The sequence below is a fragment of the Rudaea sp. 3F27F6 genome, assembly GCF_005503555.1.
In the GTDB taxonomy this organism is placed as follows: domain Bacteria; phylum Pseudomonadota; class Gammaproteobacteria; order Xanthomonadales; family Rhodanobacteraceae; genus Rudaea.
The window spans coordinates 104,744-121,445 of the sequence record NZ_SCNG01000002.1; the positions used below are offsets into that span (position 1 = coordinate 104,744).

14 protein-coding genes are annotated in these 16,702 nt (G+C 62.1%); 4 read left to right on the forward strand and 10 right to left on the reverse strand.

The features are described from left to right. Nucleotides 1–42: 42 nt before the first annotated feature. The 4 genes from FFS30_RS08385 to FFS30_RS08400 all read right to left on the reverse strand — a co-directional run bounded on the left by FFS30_RS08385 (nt 43) and on the right by FFS30_RS08400 (nt 6,154). Nucleotides 43–1,758: an FAD-dependent oxidoreductase gene (locus FFS30_RS08385; RefSeq protein WP_137912701.1), complete on the reverse strand. Its 1,716-nt coding sequence runs from the start codon at nt 1,756–1,758 to the stop codon at nt 43–45. 187 nt (nt 1,759–1,945) lie between these two features. Beyond that, the gene (locus FFS30_RS08390) at nt 1,946–3,973 is read right to left on the reverse strand and encodes a multicopper oxidase family protein (RefSeq protein WP_212742434.1); all 2,028 of its coding nucleotides are present in this window, start codon (nt 3,971–3,973) and stop codon (nt 1,946–1,948) included. Between the two features lie 717 nt (nt 3,974–4,690). After that, complete coding sequence (locus FFS30_RS08395) at nt 4,691–5,437, reverse strand: BPL-N domain-containing protein (RefSeq protein WP_137912702.1); 747 nt, start codon at nt 5,435–5,437, stop codon at nt 4,691–4,693. 261 nt (nt 5,438–5,698) lie between these two features. Further along, on the reverse strand, nt 5,699–6,154 hold the full coding sequence (locus tag FFS30_RS08400; protein WP_137912703.1) for a nuclear transport factor 2 family protein: 456 nt from the start codon (nt 6,152–6,154) through the stop codon (nt 5,699–5,701). 122 nt (nt 6,155–6,276) lie between these two features. On the opposite strand from FFS30_RS08400, the gene FFS30_RS08405 reads away from it, so the two are divergent. Both FFS30_RS08405 and FFS30_RS08410 read left to right on the forward strand, forming a co-directional pair. Next, nucleotides 6,277–7,491 (forward strand): histidine kinase, encoded by a 1,215-nt coding sequence (locus tag FFS30_RS08405; RefSeq protein WP_212742435.1) that lies wholly within the window; start codon nt 6,277–6,279, stop codon nt 7,489–7,491. Next, nucleotides 7,492–8,235 carry a LytTR family DNA-binding domain-containing protein gene (locus FFS30_RS08410; RefSeq protein ID WP_137912704.1) on the forward strand — a complete coding sequence of 248 codons (744 nt, stop codon included), beginning with the start codon at nt 7,492–7,494 and terminating at the stop codon, nt 8,233–8,235. A gap of 159 nt (nt 8,236–8,394) precedes the next feature. Here the strand turns inward: FFS30_RS08410 and FFS30_RS08415 are convergent, their stop codons facing one another. From FFS30_RS08415 to FFS30_RS08425, 3 genes are all read right to left on the reverse strand, one after another. Next, nucleotides 8,395–9,444, reverse strand: coding sequence for a saccharopine dehydrogenase NADP-binding domain-containing protein (locus tag FFS30_RS08415; protein WP_212742437.1), 1,050 nt, complete (start codon nt 9,442–9,444; stop codon nt 8,395–8,397). A gap of 146 nt (nt 9,445–9,590) precedes the next feature. Next, on the reverse strand, nt 9,591–10,064 hold the full coding sequence (locus tag FFS30_RS08420; protein WP_137912705.1) for a helix-turn-helix transcriptional regulator: 474 nt from the start codon (nt 10,062–10,064) through the stop codon (nt 9,591–9,593). A 20-nt stretch (nt 10,065–10,084) separates the two neighbouring features. Further along, nucleotides 10,085–10,462, reverse strand: a complete 378-nt coding sequence (locus FFS30_RS08425) for an HU family DNA-binding protein (protein WP_137912706.1) — start codon at nt 10,460–10,462, stop codon at nt 10,085–10,087. Between the two features lie 363 nt (nt 10,463–10,825). On the opposite strand from FFS30_RS08425, the gene FFS30_RS08430 reads away from it, so the two are divergent. Continuing rightward, the gene (locus tag FFS30_RS08430; RefSeq protein ID WP_137912707.1) at nt 10,826–12,088 is read left to right on the forward strand and encodes an NAD(P)/FAD-dependent oxidoreductase; all 1,263 of its coding nucleotides are present in this window, start codon (nt 10,826–10,828) and stop codon (nt 12,086–12,088) included. 121 nt (nt 12,089–12,209) lie between these two features. Here FFS30_RS08430 and FFS30_RS08435 read toward each other — a convergent pair whose 3' ends face one another. Together FFS30_RS08435 and FFS30_RS08440 are read right to left on the reverse strand one after the other, a co-directional pair. Continuing rightward, nucleotides 12,210–13,883, reverse strand: a complete 1,674-nt coding sequence (locus FFS30_RS08435) for an NAD(P)/FAD-dependent oxidoreductase (RefSeq protein WP_137912708.1) — start codon at nt 13,881–13,883, stop codon at nt 12,210–12,212. 225 nt (nt 13,884–14,108) lie between these two features. Further along, entirely contained in the window at nt 14,109–15,005 is an 897-nt protein-coding gene (locus tag FFS30_RS08440) for a helix-turn-helix domain-containing protein (protein WP_137912709.1), read from the reverse strand. Between the two features lie 98 nt (nt 15,006–15,103). Between FFS30_RS08440 and FFS30_RS08445 the strand changes: the two genes are divergently transcribed. Further along, the gene (locus tag FFS30_RS08445; RefSeq protein ID WP_171014509.1) at nt 15,104–15,508 is read left to right on the forward strand and encodes a nuclear transport factor 2 family protein; all 405 of its coding nucleotides are present in this window, start codon (nt 15,104–15,106) and stop codon (nt 15,506–15,508) included. A 161-nt stretch (nt 15,509–15,669) separates the two neighbouring features. Here the strand turns inward: FFS30_RS08445 and FFS30_RS08450 are convergent, their stop codons facing one another. Continuing rightward, nucleotides 15,670–16,623, reverse strand: a complete 954-nt coding sequence (locus tag FFS30_RS08450) for an AraC family transcriptional regulator (protein ID WP_171014510.1) — start codon at nt 16,621–16,623, stop codon at nt 15,670–15,672. Nucleotides 16,624–16,702: the final 79 nt, after the last annotated feature.

A 16,702-nucleotide genomic window follows, 5' to 3' on the forward strand; every position in this document is an offset into this window, starting at 1 on the left:
CTGTGGACTGCGCGCACTCTGACCGAGATCAGCCTGCCCGCCTTATCCCGCTCCCGTCACCGCCGCCGAATCCGGCGCCGTCGTCGGTTCCGCCGCCGGCGCGGCGAGCTTGCCGCGACCGGTGATCAGGCCGACCACGTGATAGGCAGAGAGCACCGCGCCCTCCATCCAGCCCGGAAGATAGGACACTTGATCGCCGCTGACGACGAAACGCCGATCCGCGCGCAACAGACGCTTGTACGCAGCGATATGCTGCGGGTCGTCGCGTTTCCACTCGGCCCAGCCGCCGCCGATGTACGGCACGCTTTGCCAGGCGATCGACAGGCCGGTCGCGGCGGGCACGAAGCTGCGGAATTCCGCATGCAGTCGTTCGCCGCCCTGCAGACCCACTTCCAATCGGCGGTCCAGCGGCAGTTTGCCGAAGTCGGTCGCAACGGGTTTGCCGGGCGCGTCGTAGTTGTATGCGCCGGTCAGGACCGCCGGCCCTTTGGCGAAGTAGTCCGCCGAGGGATACCACATCTGCGTGATCGGGTGATCGATCCAGCTGATGCCGCCGAAAATCTGCGGGCCGTTGCTGCCGTCAGCATTCTTCAACACTTCCCAAAAGCGCGAACTGGCCTGCCAGCCGATTTTGCAGGTCGGCGCGAATTCGACGGCGCCCACGGCCTTGAGGAAGTCCGCCTCGAACGTTTCCTTCGCCAGCACTTTGCTGAGGTGCGGCAACGGGATTGTGCTGACGCAGTAGTCGCCCTTGATGCTGCTGCCGTCGGCGAAGCCGACCGTGATGCCGTCGTTGCCATTGGTGATGCGCACGGCAGGTATGCCGCGGCGGATATTCGGCTCACCGACCTCACGCACGAGCGCATCGACGATGCGGCGCATGCCGCCGACCGGATGGAACAGCGTAGCCTGCCAGAGATAGTCCTCCGGCTGGTAGAAGCGGTGTTTCCAGAATTCCGAATTCAACAATGCGTCGAGTTTCAACGGCGGCGGTTGCACACCCGGATCGACCACGCCGGGATCGCGGATGTAGCCGCTGCGCGTCGAGCCGTTGTACTTGTAGGGCGGATTGGAATTCGCGCTGATGTCGCCGAAGGTGCTGAGCAGGCTCAGCAGCTTCTCGCGGTCTGCGGGAGAAAGCCGATCGTCGAGGCACTTGGTATTGACTGCCTTCGCGAGCAGCTCGGCGATATAGCCGCGCGTGTCGTTGGCGACGCGGCGATTGGCGACCGCCTGCTTTTCGAACGCGGCGTCGGTCTGAAAACGGTTTGCACGCGTCTCCATGACGTAAGGCTCCAGCGCGACGCCAAGTTGCTGGCACAGTTCCAGAAGCGCGACGTGGTGATACGGTATGCGGCCGCAGCCCGCTTCGAAGTATTGCTTGTCGGGATCGCCCGTGAACTTGCACGCCTGCGCAGGCAGACCTTCCTGATAGATGACGTTGCGCCGTTCCCTGGGGTTGGTATTGACGGTGAAGTTGCGCCCGCCATAGCGGTCCAGCGCCTCGAATACCGCAACGGCGTAACCCAGTTGTTTCAGGCGCCATGCCGCGGTCAGTCCGGCGATGCCGGCGCCGAGCACGATCACGCGCTTGCCCTGACCCGGATTGCCGCTCAGGTCCGGCGGCCCCGCGTAGGCCTCGGGCACGGTCAACAGTCCCATGGCGACCATGGTTTCGTAGACGGCCGCCGCGCCGCCGGCGATGCCGACCATTTCGAGAAATTTGCGCCGCGTGGTGGGGATAGGTTCGTCGCTCATACGTAGCTCCTCGATTGCGGATATCTCGGAAATCCTGGGAATGGCGATGCAATGCCGTACGCCAATGCGAACATCAAAACAGCGAGACGACGGGTCTACGCCGGCGCGGGCCGGGAGGATCGCGGACAGCGTGTTTACGCCGCCATTCCCGCGATGCTCCCGCTAACGTCCTCGCGCGACGCCGCGCTCAGTGATGGCCTGTGCTCACGCCGCCGGCGCCGTCCGGCAGGCGGATGCTGACGTTCTGCATCATGCCCTGATCCTCGTGATCGAGGATGTGGCAATGCAGGACGAAGTCGCCGATGTAGCGTTCGTAGCGCGTGCGTATGTAGACGCGATAAACGCCCTTCGGAGGGGTGGTACCCGGGAGCGGGCCCTTCGCCCAGAGCGTGTCCTTCCATACGCCTTTCAAGCCCGCATACTGCGGGTCCACTCCTTTTCCGTCGGGATTGTCGACCGCATCGGGCAGACTGACGTCCTTTCCGTTCGGGTCGATGATCTTTTCGATCTGGAACGGATTGACGTGGATATGGAACGGATGCCCGGCGCGGTGCGACTCCAGTTGCCACGTCTGCGCATCGCCGAGCTTGAGCACGCGGTCGATGCGCTTCGGATCGTACGGTTCGAGATCGCTCTGGTCCGTGCCGATTTCGAACGTCGTCTTCGGCTTGCTCGTATCGATGTAGAACACGAGGTGTTGCATGTTGCCCTTCACTTCGTCGTCGGTGATGTCGGGATGCGGCACGAATTTGCTCAGGCTCAGCTTGTTGCGCAGATCGGCGACGATCTGCGACTGCACCGAAGCCGGCATGTTCGCCTGCGCGGACTTGACCAGCGTATCGACGATGAAGCGCTCGATGTCGGGCACCTTGTCGCCCGGCGCCACGTCGACGAAGCCGATGACCTGGCGTCCCGTCGCGGCCTGCGTCACGCTGCCGGACGCCGGCGCGGAAGCGTTGACCACGCAGTAGCGTCCCGGCTCCGGAAACGCGACGAGCAGGTCATCGCGGTAGGCCGGTTGCAGCGTGGTCAGATTGCGCTTCTGCGCGTGCTTCATCGTCAACCCGTCGGAAGCGACGACGAATTGCGGCACGACGGGACCCGAGCACACCTGGTCGGCGAACTTTTGCTGATCTTCCGGCTTGACCTTGAGTTGGGCGAGCGACTTCAGATTGCCGCTCATGCGGCGCAGTTGGAACGAGATCGTGTCGCGCACGCCGGCATGGATCAGGCGCCAGCGCTCGAGCGTGCCGCTACGCGCCGTGAACGTCGGCAGCACCACGCCATTGATGCTGGTGTAGTGGCCGGAGTCGCTCCAGGATGTCGAACTGAGCTGATCGTAGGATTCGATCACGCCGGTTTCGCCCGGATTGCAGGTCCAGTCGATCTTGCCGTCCTTGTATTTGAGTTTGCCGTCGGCGCCGACGCAGGCGTACTGAATCTGCTGCATGACCAGGATGCGCTCGGCGAACGGATCGCCGGACGGCGTGCGCAGCAAGGTGTCGAGGTCGCCCTGGTGGCCGACGTCCGGTTTGCGATCGCCGCGCACGATCAGCGCGCCGCCCATGCCGCTCGACACTTGCAGCGCCGTCGAACCGTGGCGGTGGGTGTGATACCAGAACGTGCCCGAAGGATGATCCGCGGGGATGTTGTATTCGTACTGGAAGCTCACGCCGGGATTGATCGACAGCAGCACGTTGTCGCTGTTGCCGGTCGGCGACACCCACAGGCCGTGCGAATGCAGGTTGGTGCCGTTGAAGCAATGCGGCGTGTTCACCGGCAGGTGGCCGTTGGTGCAATCGGGGTCGGCGGGCAGCTTGTTGTGCAGCGAGATGCGCACCGTTTCGCCCGGCGTGACCTCGATCGTCGGCGCGACGAACGGCGCGTTCGGATCGACGCCGCGGCCGGTATAACTACGCAGGTGCACCTTGTCCCACAGCCCCGAGGCGGGATTGAAAAGTTTGTTGTCGGTGTAGGCGATGTCGAGGTCGAGCGCCACCTCGCGCGGCGCTTCGCCGCGCGGCAATGCGGTCGCCGCGAGGCGAAGATCCGAGCGCAGCAGCACGGGCGGATTGTGCAGCTCACGCGCGTCGGACGCATCGGGTGCGTCGGCGGCCATGGCCGTAGACAGCGCGAAACCGACGGAGCAAGCCACGATGCAGCGTTTGATCGCCGACAGCAGGATCGGCCGCGGTCGCGAAATCGTCATAGTCATTGCAATTCCCCCTGAAATGTCTGAATGGACGAATGTGTAAATGCTTGGAAGCTGTGTTGCGATCGGCTTGCACAGAGATGCGGAATAACCCTCCACGCGCCCGTCCGGCACCGGCGCGCAATCGGTAAACAAATGCGCATCCGCAAGGCTTGAGCAAAATCGGTTCGCCCTGCCCTGCGCATACAGTTTGGGTAGCGAGGAATCGCGGAAAGCCATGTCGAATTCCTTTCAGCGAAAAACGGAGCGACAGAGGCCCTCGGGCTGCGAATAGCCCGATAAATTTTTCCCGAAAAGCCCCCTTACAACCGATGCGAAAGAAAAATCATTCGCTCTCGGCAATGCCGCACATCAGTTACCGCGGATGCTTCGTTTCCAGCACAGCTATGCGCGGCAAATCTAAATCAAACGTAGCCGGTAATCTGAGATATTCATCGCGCTTACTTTATTAAAAATGTAAATTCGGCGCGTTTTATCCAATCCGGCTGCGCAACGACGAAGCATCTTTTTCCGCCGTGGAAGCATTATTGAAAAGATAAAATATCTCGGTGCAATTCCACGCCGGCAGGCGATGCGGCAAGGTTGAGCGACGGGGACTTGGAGCCGCCAGATTGGATGCGGCGCTTCGGCGGCGCTGGATGGCGATCGAAATTCATCGGAGCTGCCGCACGCCGATCTCGCTTGCGCATCATGCATCGATCTGGCGAGAGAACTTCCGGATCAAAGTTCCAGTTGATCGAGAAGATCCTTGAAAAGATTTTTCCGCGGCATCGTTTCCAACGGAATATCCGCGTCCTCGAACCACGATTTCTCCGCTTCCGGGTGCGGGCCGCTCAAGACCACAATGCCCTTGCCGAAGGAATAGCGCGCAGCAGCCAGATCTCCGTTTTCGTAGATGGCAATCGCGCGGAAGCGTTTATCGAGCGGTTGCGGCTGCAAGTAGGGACCATCCTGGTAAAAGACCTTGTCTTTCTTGTCTGCCCAGCGAACGGAAATGGCTGCATCCTCGATCGTCTTGATCGGAAATCCCGGGCGCCCGACTTCGGAGTCGAGCTCCTGGGCGACAAGGCCGATTCCGGATGCGTCGGCGAGATAGGCTCCCATGCACAAACCGACATAGCGGCCGCCGCGCTCGACAAAACGTCGGATGGCGTCTACTCGGTTATCGCCCAGGCTGTCCAGCGCTCCCTGGATGTCTTGACCACCGCCCGGCTGCACGTAGATGTCGTAGCGAGCCAGACTCGCATTCGAAACATCCACGGGTTCGTCCGGACCGACAAAGTCGACCTGATAGCGCCTGCCTGAATTTTCGACAGCGCGTTTTGCGGCCTCCGGACAGGTTTCGCACGCAGCAGGCCCACGATACACAGCGACGCGAGTCGGTTTGTCCGGCATATCGGCAATCGCTGCTGCAGGCATTGTTGTCGACAACATCAAGACCATCAGCAGCGTGCTGAGAAGATTCATTTCGACTCCCGAAAATAACGATTGCATGCCAGCAAGGCGCATTAGACCTCGCCAACGACCGGCTTGGATGAATTGGTCCGGAACAAACATTATTGGAATGGCAAGGGCAAGATATTCGAACTGCCGCCTCGTGCCTGGGCCACTTGCCAAGCCCGGCAAGCGGCCATGTCTTTCGGAAGTTCGTTGTGCTCGAATCGCATTCACCGCGAAGGCGAGCAGCCTCGGTGCACTGCTCGCCCGATCCACATCACCGCGCTGCGCTCACTTCACTTTGCTGCCCAGGCTGCGCACCACCACCCATTTTCCGGCGCGCTTTTCGGCAAGGTCCATCCAGACGAACTGGCCGCTCGCCTCTTTGCCGTTGCGGCTCCTCTTTTCGGTAACGCTGCCTTGGATCGTCGCGACATTGCCGAATACCTGCACGTTCATAGAGTTGATCTCGAACGCCTCGAGCTTGTCGTTGCCGGACTTGAAATTGCTGAGCACGCTCTCCTTGGTGACCAGCTTGCCGGACGATCCGACGGAAACCCAATCGTCCGCAAAGATCTGATTGAGCTTGTCGATATCGGCTGCCACCATGGCATCTCCCAGATCTTGTGCTTGTTGCTTCAGCGCAGCGACCGCGGCCGCGTCTTCGGCAGGTGTGATTGGTGGATTGGCGAGTGCCGGTCCAACGCATGCACATGCAAATAGAATCGATGCGACCAGTGTTTTCATTGCTGTATCTCCGGTAGGTTGGATGGGATAAGAATTGAACGATTGAGAGAACGTTCCTTTGCCCGGCTCTGGGTTTGTCCGCTGCGAAGCCCGGTCTTGCTCTGCACGCTTCCACTCGGGAAGTGTCGGAATTCAGTATAGGTACGGCATTCCGGCGCACCCAAACCGCTTACTGCAGCCCGGCAGCTACTCGTTGCATCCGTGATCCTGCGACGGTTCGTTGGCATAGACTGGCGGGCATGATCGAAACCCACACCGGCATGCGTCCCACTCGTTGGCGCTGGATCGCGGCGATCTGGCTCGCGGGCGGATTGTTCGACGCAAGCCAGACCGTGCTGGTGATGCACGCGGAAGGCCGCCACCATCCTTGGCCGCCGCTCTTCGCCACCGAGCTGGTGTCCTGGCTGCCGTGGGCGCTCGCCACTTCGTTCATTGTCGATCTGGCGCGGCGCTATCCGCTCAATCGCGCCGTGAACCTGCGCGGCGCTGCCGTGCATCTGGCGGTCTTCATCTGCCTCAGCGTGATTACCGAGCTATGGTCCGCGTCGCTCCAGGTGCTCTTCAATCCGTGGGGCAATCGGCAGTGGCCGACGTTCGTAAACTCGTTCAGTACGACACTGATCTTCCAAGCGCTCACGTTTCTTATCGCCTACATGCTGATATTGACGGCCACTTATCTGGTCGATGCACGCGAGCGCATCGCGCGTCAGGCATCCGAAACGGCGCAACTCAACGAAGAACTCTCCAAGGCGCAGCTTGCTGCGCTGCGCAGCCAGATCGAACCGCACTTCCTCTACAACACGCTCAATTCCATCGCGGGCCTGGTACGCGATCAGCGCAGCGATCAAGCGGTCAGCATGATCGTCGGACTCAGCGAGTTTCTCCGCCGCGCCTCGGAGGATTCGAGCCGAGCGTTAGTGACTCTGGCTGAGGAAGTTGAATATCTGCAGCGCTATCTCGACATCCAGACAGTCCGCTTCGAAGAACGCCTTCAGATCAGCGTCGATATCCCGGCGGAGCTGTTGCAGGCGCGGGTGCCGAATCTGCTGTTGCAGCCGCTCGTGGAAAACGCGATCAAGCACGGCATTGCCAAACGTCTTGCCGGAGGAAACGTGCGCGTTGCCGGCATGCGCCGTGACGACAAACTTTTCCTCAGCGTCTACAACGACGCGCCGACGTCAGCTGCCGACTCGCCGGCAACGCACACCGGCATCGGCCTCGACAATCTGCGCACGCGATTGCAAATCCTCTACGGCGGCGAGTCCGGCCTGCAACTCAGGCGTGTCGAGACCGGCGGTGTGGAGGTTGTCGTCACCCTGCCCTTTATGGAGGCGTGAATGACGTCTCCCGACCTGCCCGCTTCGCCGATACGCGCGCTGATCGTCGATGACGAATCCTTGGCGCGGCGCAACCTCAGCGTGCTTCTGCGCCGGGACCCCGATATCGGCGCCATCGTCGAATGCGCGTCGGGCCTGGAGGCGATCGAGGCCATGCAGAAATCGAACTACGACCTGATGTTTCTCGACGTGCAGATGCCCGAATGCGGCGGCTTCGACGTACTGGAGCTGCTCGGCGCCGATCTGCCGCCGGCGATCGTCTTCGTTACCGCCTATGAAGAATATGCGCTCCGTGCTTTTGAAGCCGGAGCGCTCGACTATCTACTGAAACCGTTCGACGACGCGCGTTTCAGCCGCGCCTTGAATCGCGCCAAAGACAAGATTGCGCATTACTCGCCGCCGCAGTCGCACCAGGCGAAACGGCTCGTGGTGAAAAGCCGCGGACAGGTGCTGTTTCTCGATGTGGCGGACATCGACTGGGTCGAGGCGGCCGGCTACTACGCCTGCCTGCATGTCGGCACTGACACCCACATCCTGCGGCGGACGCTGTCGGATCTCGAGCGCGACCTCGGCGATGAAAAATTCGCGCGCATCCATCGATCGATCATCGTCAACCTCGGCAGAGTCCGCGGGCTTGAGCTGCAAGACAGTGGAGACTACGAAGTCGTCTTGAACTCGCAGGATCGATTGCGCCTGAGCAGGCGCTTCCGCAAGAGATTCGAGGAGCGTCTAAGTGCCCGCTGAGCGCGCGGCGCGACGACTGCGGCTTATTGCCGGCGCATAAATTGCCCTGTACACGTGCAGTTCGATCGATGTGTCGAATCCGCGAAGCGGAAGATCACACTCGGGCGATGGTGAGCATTCGCCGTCCATGCTGCGAACACAGCGAAATGCGGTCGGGAGCTAGACGATTTGCAGCGCTCCGGATTCGGGCAGGCGCGTGACCAAGTCCGCACCGGCCAGCCTGGATGGCGTGTAGGCGCCGCCCGCAGGCCGGTTTTTCATCAGATGCTCTATCACTGCGAGCGAGCCGGTGACGGTCAGGCTGTAGCCGTTGGCGGTGCGAATGCGAGCGACCTTCTTCTCGCCGCGCGCATTGCTTGCCTCACCCCAGACGAAGGTGGGCATGCGCGCACGCTTCTCCTCGCTGGGGCCTTTGACTGTTCTGGCAATACGCGCTTTGATCAGCTTCTGCACCAGCGAAAGCCGTAAAAACGGCCGCAGCCAATTGGCACGCCTGGCGTTGGCGATCATCGCCGGAGATCCGGGGATGTATACCTCGATGTTCGCAATGCCGGTGCTGTAGTAGGCGGTCGACACATCGCCCCACGGAATCGTCATCGCGTCCTTCTCGCCATCGCCGAAGTCGATGCGACGCACCTTGAACGCGAGCGGCACGCTGACGATCTTGCCGTCGCGGCGCACCTTGCCACCCTGGGCCAGACCTTCGACCGAGGTTTTCGCAGTTCCGGGCGACATTCCCGAGCGCGAATCGAATCCCAAGGCCAGATGCGTCGCATCCGGCAGCGCGGCTTTCAGCGCCGCGGCGACACAGTCAGTCGGGATGACATCGAAGCCGACGCCGGGACAGAGGACGACGTCGGCGGCACGCGCACGTTCGTTCAACGACTGCACCAACTCGAACACCGCGATCTCGCCGGTGATGTCGAGATAGTGCACGCGAGCCTGCAGGCATGCCTGCATCATCGGCTCGGCCGTCGCCGAAAACGGACCTGCACAGTTCAATATGACGGACTGGCCTTCGATCTGCCGGGACGCCTCAACGGCATCGTCGAGACCGAAGCCGCGAGCTTCGAGGCCGAGTTCGCGCGCCAGCAATTCAATCTTTTCCCGGCTGCGACCGGCCAGTACGGGTTTGAGTCCGCGCCGCGCAGCCTCACGCGCAATGAGTTCGCCGGTGTAACCGTTGGCGCCGTAGATCATCCATTTCATCGTGGAGGACTCGCGTTATTCGGTTGACCTCAGCGCGGACTGTTCTCGCGCAGATCGCAAATTTCTTCCAGCTCGAATCTATCTCGTTCGACGGCGCCGGCAGGACCGCCACGCGGCCCAATCCGCAGCCGCGAGCTCCGATTCCGCTAAGCCGCGCGTTTCTTCTTCGCCTGCGCGTCTTGCGCCGATTTGACAGCGGCCAAACGCTCGTGGGCTTCGCGCTTGCCGACACCGCGCAACGCAATGATTCCCGCCAGTTGCTCCTTGCGCGGCGTCGCCTTCTTGGTTTCCCAGTTGTAAACGGATTGCTCGCTGACGCCGAGCAACAGCGCCAGTTGCGGCGCGGACAAACCGAGCCGCGAGCGCAACGAGCGCAATCCCTTCGCCACGAAGCGAACCGGGCGATCGGGCAACTCCGTGGATTTGCCCTTGGCCGAGAGGTCCGCCCGTTTTTCGAACGAGGCGGACTTCTTCTGCAACGCTGCCACCTGACGTTTCAGCGCAGCAATGTCGCGACGGTACGCAGCCGACGCTCTTTGTATGGCCGCGATGGCCTTGCGAATTTCACGTCTGCTGAGCCGCGAAATTTCGTCTTTCAGCAGTGAGCCGATATTGGCCATCGTCAGTCTTCAGTCCTAAATTAAGCGGCAGCGTCTTTGAGCTTCTTCAACGGACGCACTTTGACCTTGACCGAAGCCGGCTTCGCCGCGAACCATTGTTCCTGCTTGGTGAACGGGTTGATGCCCTTGCGCTTGGGCTTGGCCGGAATCGTGGCCACCGTGACTTTGAACAGGCCCGGCAGAGTAAACGTGCGTGCGCCGTTCTTGTTGACCGAGCCGACCACGGCGCCTTCCAGGGCGGCCAGCACAGCGCGAACGTCCTTCGCTACGACGTCGGACGCGCCGGTGATGTATTCGACCAGGCCGGACTTGTTGAGGGCTTGCTTGATCGGCTTGTTTGCGGCCGGCTTCGAGGCAGACTTCGGTGCAGCTTTCTTAGCAGCTTTTTTGGCAGCCATGGTTTTTCCTATAGCAGTGTTGGTAAAGGTGATCGACGCGTTTCAGTGCGACAGACTGATGGTATACCGCGCCAAATGCAAGTCCGGGCGGCATAAAACGGTACGATAAAGTCATGCTACGTTGCAAAGCCGGCGCTCCGAACAGGCCCGAAAGCGCCAGCCATTGTGCGTCCCCGGCCGTTATAAATTCCCCCAATCGCCAAGGTCAGGGTCGGTTTCCGTTCTTTCTCGTTCCACATGTATGCATGCACTAGCGCCTCGTCCGCCCGAGCTATCGAAACGTTCTAAACACGTGCCCGGAACTTCCTCAAGCACGCGAGCGGACTTGTGTTCGCCGTCGGCAAAACTCTTATCTTCGTCTGCATGACCGCTTCCTCGAATCCAACTCTTCACAAGTCCTTCCACGATGCGATCGTCCTCGGGGCCGGCGCGGCCGGCATGTTCTGCGCAGCGAAAATCGCGCAGAGCGGCAAGCGCGTCGCCGTGCTCGATCATGCCGCAACGCTGGGCGAGAAGATCCGCATCTCGGGCGGCGGCCGCTGCAATTTCACCAATCGCGATGCGAAGCCGGAAAACTTCATTTCGGAAAATCCGGGCTACTGCCGCTCCGCCCTCGCCCGCTACACGCCGCAGGACTTCATCAAGCAGATCGAAAGCCACGGCATCGGCTGGCACGAGAAGCACAAGGGGCAGTTGTTCTGCGACAGCTCCGCCCAGCAAATCGTGCGCATGCTGCATAGCGAATGCGCGGCCGGCGGCGTGGAGATTCTCAATCCAGTCAAGCTCAATCATCTGCGGCGCAGCGACTTCGGCAAGGCACGCTACGCCCTGGATACCAGCTACGGCCCCTTGCACTGTACGGATCTCGTCGTTGCCACGGGCGGCCTGTCGATCCCGAAAATCGGTGCAAGCGATCTCGGCTATCGCATCGCCAAGCAATTCGATATCCCGATCGTAGCGACGCGCCCAGCCCTGGTGCCGCTGACTTTCGAGCCGGAAGTTTGGGCGCCCTTTGCCAAATTGGCCGGCGTGGCGCTGCAGGTCGTCGTGCGTCTGCCGCGCAGCGAGGGCGGCAAAAGCAAGACGCCGGAGTTCACCGAAGACTTGCTGTTCACCCATCGCGGCCTGTCAGGTCCGGGCATTCTGCAAATATCGAGCTACTGGCAGCCCGGACAAACGATCGCCATCGATCTTGCCCATGCCGGACCGTTGGACACCGCGCTGATCGAACGCAAAACCCAGGACAAACGCGCCTTGCACAACGTGCTTGCGGACTATCTGCCGCAGCGCCTGGCCGATCATTTCGGCGCGCAAGTCGATGGTTTGCACGCAGGCAAGAAACTGCCCGACCTGCCGGATCACGTCTTGCGCAAGCTCGGCCAAAGCCTCAACGACTGGCGCATCGCGCCGAACGGCAGCGAAGGCTATCGCAAGGCGGAAGTAACGCGCGGCGGCGTCGATACGCGCGCCCTCTCATCGAAAACGATGGAGGCCACCGCGGTTGCCGGCTTGTATTTTATCGGCGAGGTGGTCGACGTCACCGGATGGCTCGGCGGCTACAACTTCCAGTGGGCCTGGGCGAGCGCGGCTGCGGCGGCACAGGCGATCGGCGAGAGCGGCGGTTAAATCCGCCGCGAAATCCGCAGCAAGTCGGATACCGTTTGACTGCGCCCCTATCGCCGCGACGGCGGTTTTCCACAGCCGAAGGGCCGGTCAAGCGACGATCACTTTTTTCGTGCAGTCGGCATCAGACTGATTTCGCACCTGCACGGGCGTGACCGGCGCTGATGCTCAGTGCCACCGCCTCGGCCACGCGAATGCCGTCGACGCCCGCCGACAATATGCCGCCGGCATAACCGGCGCCCTCGCCGGCCGGATACAGCCCGCAGGTATTGAGGCTTTGCAGGCTCTCGTCGCGCTTGATGCGGATCGGCGACGAGGTGCGCGTTTCCACGCCGGTCAGTACCGCGTCGTGCCGATCGAAACCGCGCAGTTGCCTCGCGAACGCCGGCAGCGCCTCGCGTATCGCCGTAACGGCATAGTCTGGCAAGGCGCTGTCGAGGTTGCCCAGGCTCACGCCCGGCTGGAACGAGGGCTGCACGTCGCCCAGCTCGCTGGAGGCGCGGCCGGCGATGAAGTCGCCGACCAACTGCGCGGGCGCGTTGTAGTTCTGGCCGCCCAAAGTGTAGGCGTGGCTTTCCAACGCACGCTGCAGCGCGATCCCGGCGAGCGGGCTGCCGCTGGCGTCGAACGCGGCGAAATCCGCGGGCTCGATGCCGACAACGATCGCCGCATTGGCATTGCGTTCGTTGCGCGAGTATTGGCTCATGCCGTTGGTGACCACCCGTCCCGGCTCCGAGGTGGCCGCGACGACAGTGCCGCCGGGGCACATGCAGAAACTGTAGACCGAGCGGCCGCGGCCGGCATGATTGCCCGCGCAGTGGTGCACCAGCCGGTAGTCGGCGGCACCGAGGATCGGATGGCCGGCCTGCGCGCCGAAGCGGGCCTGATCGATCAGCGATTGCGGATGCTCGACGCGAAACCCGATCGAGAACGGTTTCGCTTCGACGAACACGCCGCGCCGATGCAGCATCTCGAACGTGTCGCGCGCGCTGTGGCCGAGTGCGAGCACGACGTGGTCGGCGCGGATCTCGCTGCCGTCGGCGAGGGTCACGCCGCGCACTTGGCGCTTGCCGTCGGCAGCGGCCTCGACATGGATATCGTCGACGCGCTGGCCGAAGCGGATTTCGCCGCCGAGCGCCTCGATCTCCTTGCGCATGTTCTCGATCATGCTGACCAGGCGGAACGTGCCGATATGCGGCTTGGCGACGTACAGAATTTCCTCGGGCGCACCGGCCTTGGCGAACTCGGACAGCACCTTGCGCCCGTGATGCTGCGGATCGCGAATCTGGCTGTACAACTTGCCGTCCGAGAACGTGCCGGCGCCGCCTTCGCCGAACTGCACGTTGGACTCCGGGTGCAGATTGCGCTTGCGCCAGAGATCCCAGGTGTCGCGCGTGCGTTCGCGCACCGCTTTGCCGCGTTCGAGCACGATCGGCCGGAATCCCATCTGCGCGAGCACCAGGGCGGCGAACAATCCGCACGGGCCGAAGCCGATCACGAGCGGCCGCAGCGGCAGGGCTGCCGGCGCCTGGGTGACCATGCGATAACGCGTATCGGGCGCCACACCGACGTGCGCATCGTCTTTGCAGCGCGCAAGCACCGCGGCCTCGTCGCGCAGGCTCACGTCGAGCGCATAGATAAGCAGGATCGCGCCGCGTTTGCGCGCGTCATAGCTGCGCTTGGCGATCTGCAGCGACAGCAGTTCCGCGTCGGCGATCGCCAGTTTGCCCAGCACGGCCTCGCGCAGCGCCGGCTCGGCATGGTCCAGCGGCAGTTTGATATCGGTCAATCGCAGCATCGGTCCGCATCCTTTGCGCCACACCGTCGCCGGTGCGGCAGGGCTCGAGTTAGGAGCCAGAGCTGAGAATTATCGCGGATTTGCGCGGCTCTGCGGATGCCGGCAGCGGAAATTGCCGTTCTCGCGGCCCGCTCAAAATCAGCAGACGGTGCTGCGCCCGAATCGGCGCGGCACGCAGACTTTCGTCGGAAGACAACCCGTGCGGAACAACGACCGCTGCGACAGTTATGGCCGCGAAACGCGGCCCGCGCCGCGCGCCGTCGCTTTGCGCGTTCCTGCTTCGGCGTATTGCGCAGGCGCATAACCGGTCAGCCGTTTGAAGTCGTTGGTGAAATGCGCCTGATCGAAGTAACCGAGTTCCTGTGCGAGATCGCTCAGCGCCGCCCCGCGCGCATCGGCCAGACGTTCGAGTGCTTCGTACGTGCGATAGCGCTTGATCACCCAACGCGGGCTCGCGCCGACATAGCCGAAGAACAGACGCTGCAAAGCGCGTTCCGTCGTGTGCAGGCGCCGCGCCAGATCGCCCACGCGAGCCAACGCCGGATCACGCACGATTTCAGCCACAGCATGCCGCGCCTGCTCCACCTTGAAGTCATGAGCCGGAATTTTATCGCGCAGAAACGCCGTGGCCGCCTCGACCATGGCGCGATCGCCGCGCGCTCCGAGCACCGCTGCTTCGGCCTGCGAAGCACCGGCGAAAACATCGATGGCGGGGATGGACGTATCGGCCAGCAAGCCGACAGGCTGTCCGAAGAATGGAAAAAACGCGCCCGGATGGAATTTCGCCCCGAGAATGCAGCAGGAGCCGCGCAGTTCGCGAACGAAGCGCGCCTGCTGCACGCCGTAGATGCGCGAGCGTCCCGGCGCGAACACCAAATGCACGGCGGGGTGCGGCAGCACTTCGCGGATTTGCGGCACGGCGTCCGCGAAACTCCAGCGTTCGATCCAGAAATGCTCGATCCACGGCGCAAGGTCTTGGGGCGGCACATGACGCACGTGCTCGTACAGGCCCGGGGGCGGCGAATGGCGCAGCACGCCGCAACCCTGGCCGATCGCGTCGAGCGCGTTAGCCGTGCTTGCGCTCGGCTTAGGGTCTGCGTGCTGTCGGCTTTTTCCAATCATGGCGAAAATCCCGGTGCGATGATCCTACTGCCCATCTTCTACGCAAACCGAGGCTCAGAACGCAAATGAAAACAGACAAAACCCTCGCATTGGCCTGCTTGCTCTATCTGGTCGGAAGCGCCGCTTCGCCTGCCAGAGCCGTGGACCACGGCGCGCTGGATACCGTGCAGCAGAAATTCGCCGCCTTCAATCGGCACGATGCCGAGGCCATCGAGCATCTTTACGCCGGCAATGCCGTGCTGCATTCGCCCGACTATCCCGACCTGAGCGGCAACCGGCCGATCGCCGACACGTATCGCAAACTGTTTGCCGCGATCCCCGATGCGCAGGACCGCCTCACCTCGGTGGAGCGCGCGGGAAATCATGTGTATGCCCAATTTATTCTGGCCGGCCATCTCGGCGGCGCGCAGGACAAGCCGATCTCGGTCCGGCTGATATCCGTCTACACGGTCGATAAGGATCGCATTGTTGAAGACGACACCTACTACGACCGCAAAATATAGTGCGCACAGAGCAGAACGTCTCCGCCGACGCGCGCATATTCGCGACCGAGACTCCCGACTCCGAGAAATAGTAGGCGGCGAGATTCGATCGCCTAAGCACCGGCTGACGATCGTCTACAGCAGGCCGGTCAAAACCGGCAAACGAAATTCCGCAGGCCCGTTCAGCCTTGCACGCGCTCCGGCGTGCCGGCGCTGAAACGCCGCGACCGCGCATCGCGCGGCGAAACACCGAAATGCCGCTTGAATGCCGTGGCGAAGTTCGCCGAGTGCTCGTAGCCAACGAGGAAAGAAACGTCGGTGACCGAGTAATCGGGGCTCGACAGCAGTTCCTTGGCCCGATTCAAGCGCACGGTGCGGATATAGTCGTGGACGGTCGTGCCGTAGTGTTTCTTGAACAGCTTCGACAGCTTTGATTCGTTGGTGCCGACGTCGTGCGCGAGAACCGGTACGGTCAGCGGCTTGCTGTACTCGACATGGATTCTTTCGCGCACGGATTCGATCTGCATCAGCGCACGCTTGGTGATCGTCGCCGAACCCCGATCGTCGTGACGCTCAGTCTGGATCTGCGCAAACAGATCGCAAAGCAGCTCGACGATCTTGGCTTCGAAGTACGCCTTGCGCAGCGAGGCCGGATGCGACGAATTCAGCAGCGCGCGCACCGCCGCAATCATCGACAATGTCATCGGCAGCGAGGCACAGTAAAAATCCATCTTGCCGGTCGACAGGTACTGATAGATTTCGCGCGGCAGATCGTGGGAAATGCCGTCGAGCCGGTCGGCGAGAAACGAGGCGTCGCAGCCCAGGGTGATCGCCGAGGTCGTGCCGGATCGGGCGCGGTAGGTCTTCTCGACCGTACTGCCGTCGAGAACGATCGCCGCGTCGAACGGCACCAGTTCGAGCTGCCGCGTTCCGCCAAAAGTATACGAAGCGTAGCCGGCGAGGCGGAACTGAAGTTTCAGGCAATCGCGGCCGAGCAATTCGCCGGAGAAGTCGCGCCTCAGATCAAAGCATTCCGAATGGGCAAACACGCCCGGCGAGGGCCTGACCACGATGGCCGATCCCGAGCCAAGCTCGCTCGGAACTTGAAGCTGCTCTGCCGCCAGCATCCCGTTCATAAATGATTTTTCTCGCAGGATTCGCCTGCCTCCCAAACCCATCATTTACGCTATCCATCGAGGTGTCAACTTCAACTCC

Bases quoted from the DNA above. Each gene is read 5' to 3' on its own strand.
- FFS30_RS08385 (WP_137912701.1), bottom strand. From the start codon at position 1,758: ATGAGCGACGAACCTATCCCCACCACGCGGCGCAAATTTCTCGAAATG.
- FFS30_RS08390 (WP_212742434.1), bottom strand. From the start codon at position 3,973: ATGACTATGACGATTTCGCGACCGCGGCCGATCCTGCTGTCGGCGATC.
- FFS30_RS08395 (WP_137912702.1), bottom strand. From the start codon at position 5,437: ATGAATCTTCTCAGCACGCTGCTGATGGTCTTGATGTTGTCGACAACA.
- FFS30_RS08400 (WP_137912703.1), bottom strand. From the start codon at position 6,154: ATGAAAACACTGGTCGCATCGATTCTATTTGCATGTGCATGCGTTGGA.
- FFS30_RS08410 (WP_137912704.1), top strand. From the start codon at position 7,492: ATGACGTCTCCCGACCTGCCCGCTTCGCCGATACGCGCGCTGATCGTC.
- FFS30_RS08415 (WP_212742437.1), bottom strand. From the start codon at position 9,444: ATGAAATGGATGATCTACGGCGCCAACGGTTACACCGGCGAACTCATT.
- FFS30_RS08420 (WP_137912705.1), bottom strand. From the start codon at position 10,064: ATGGCCAATATCGGCTCACTGCTGAAAGACGAAATTTCGCGGCTCAGC.
- FFS30_RS08425 (WP_137912706.1), bottom strand. From the start codon at position 10,462: ATGGCTGCCAAAAAAGCTGCTAAGAAAGCTGCACCGAAGTCTGCCTCG.
- FFS30_RS08430 (WP_137912707.1), top strand. From the start codon at position 10,826: ATGACCGCTTCCTCGAATCCAACTCTTCACAAGTCCTTCCACGATGCG.
- FFS30_RS08435 (WP_137912708.1), bottom strand. From the start codon at position 13,883: ATGCTGCGATTGACCGATATCAAACTGCCGCTGGACCATGCCGAGCCG.
- FFS30_RS08440 (WP_137912709.1), bottom strand. From the start codon at position 15,005: ATGATTGGAAAAAGCCGACAGCACGCAGACCCTAAGCCGAGCGCAAGC.
- FFS30_RS08450 (WP_171014510.1), bottom strand. From the start codon at position 16,623: ATGAACGGGATGCTGGCGGCAGAGCAGCTTCAAGTTCCGAGCGAGCTT.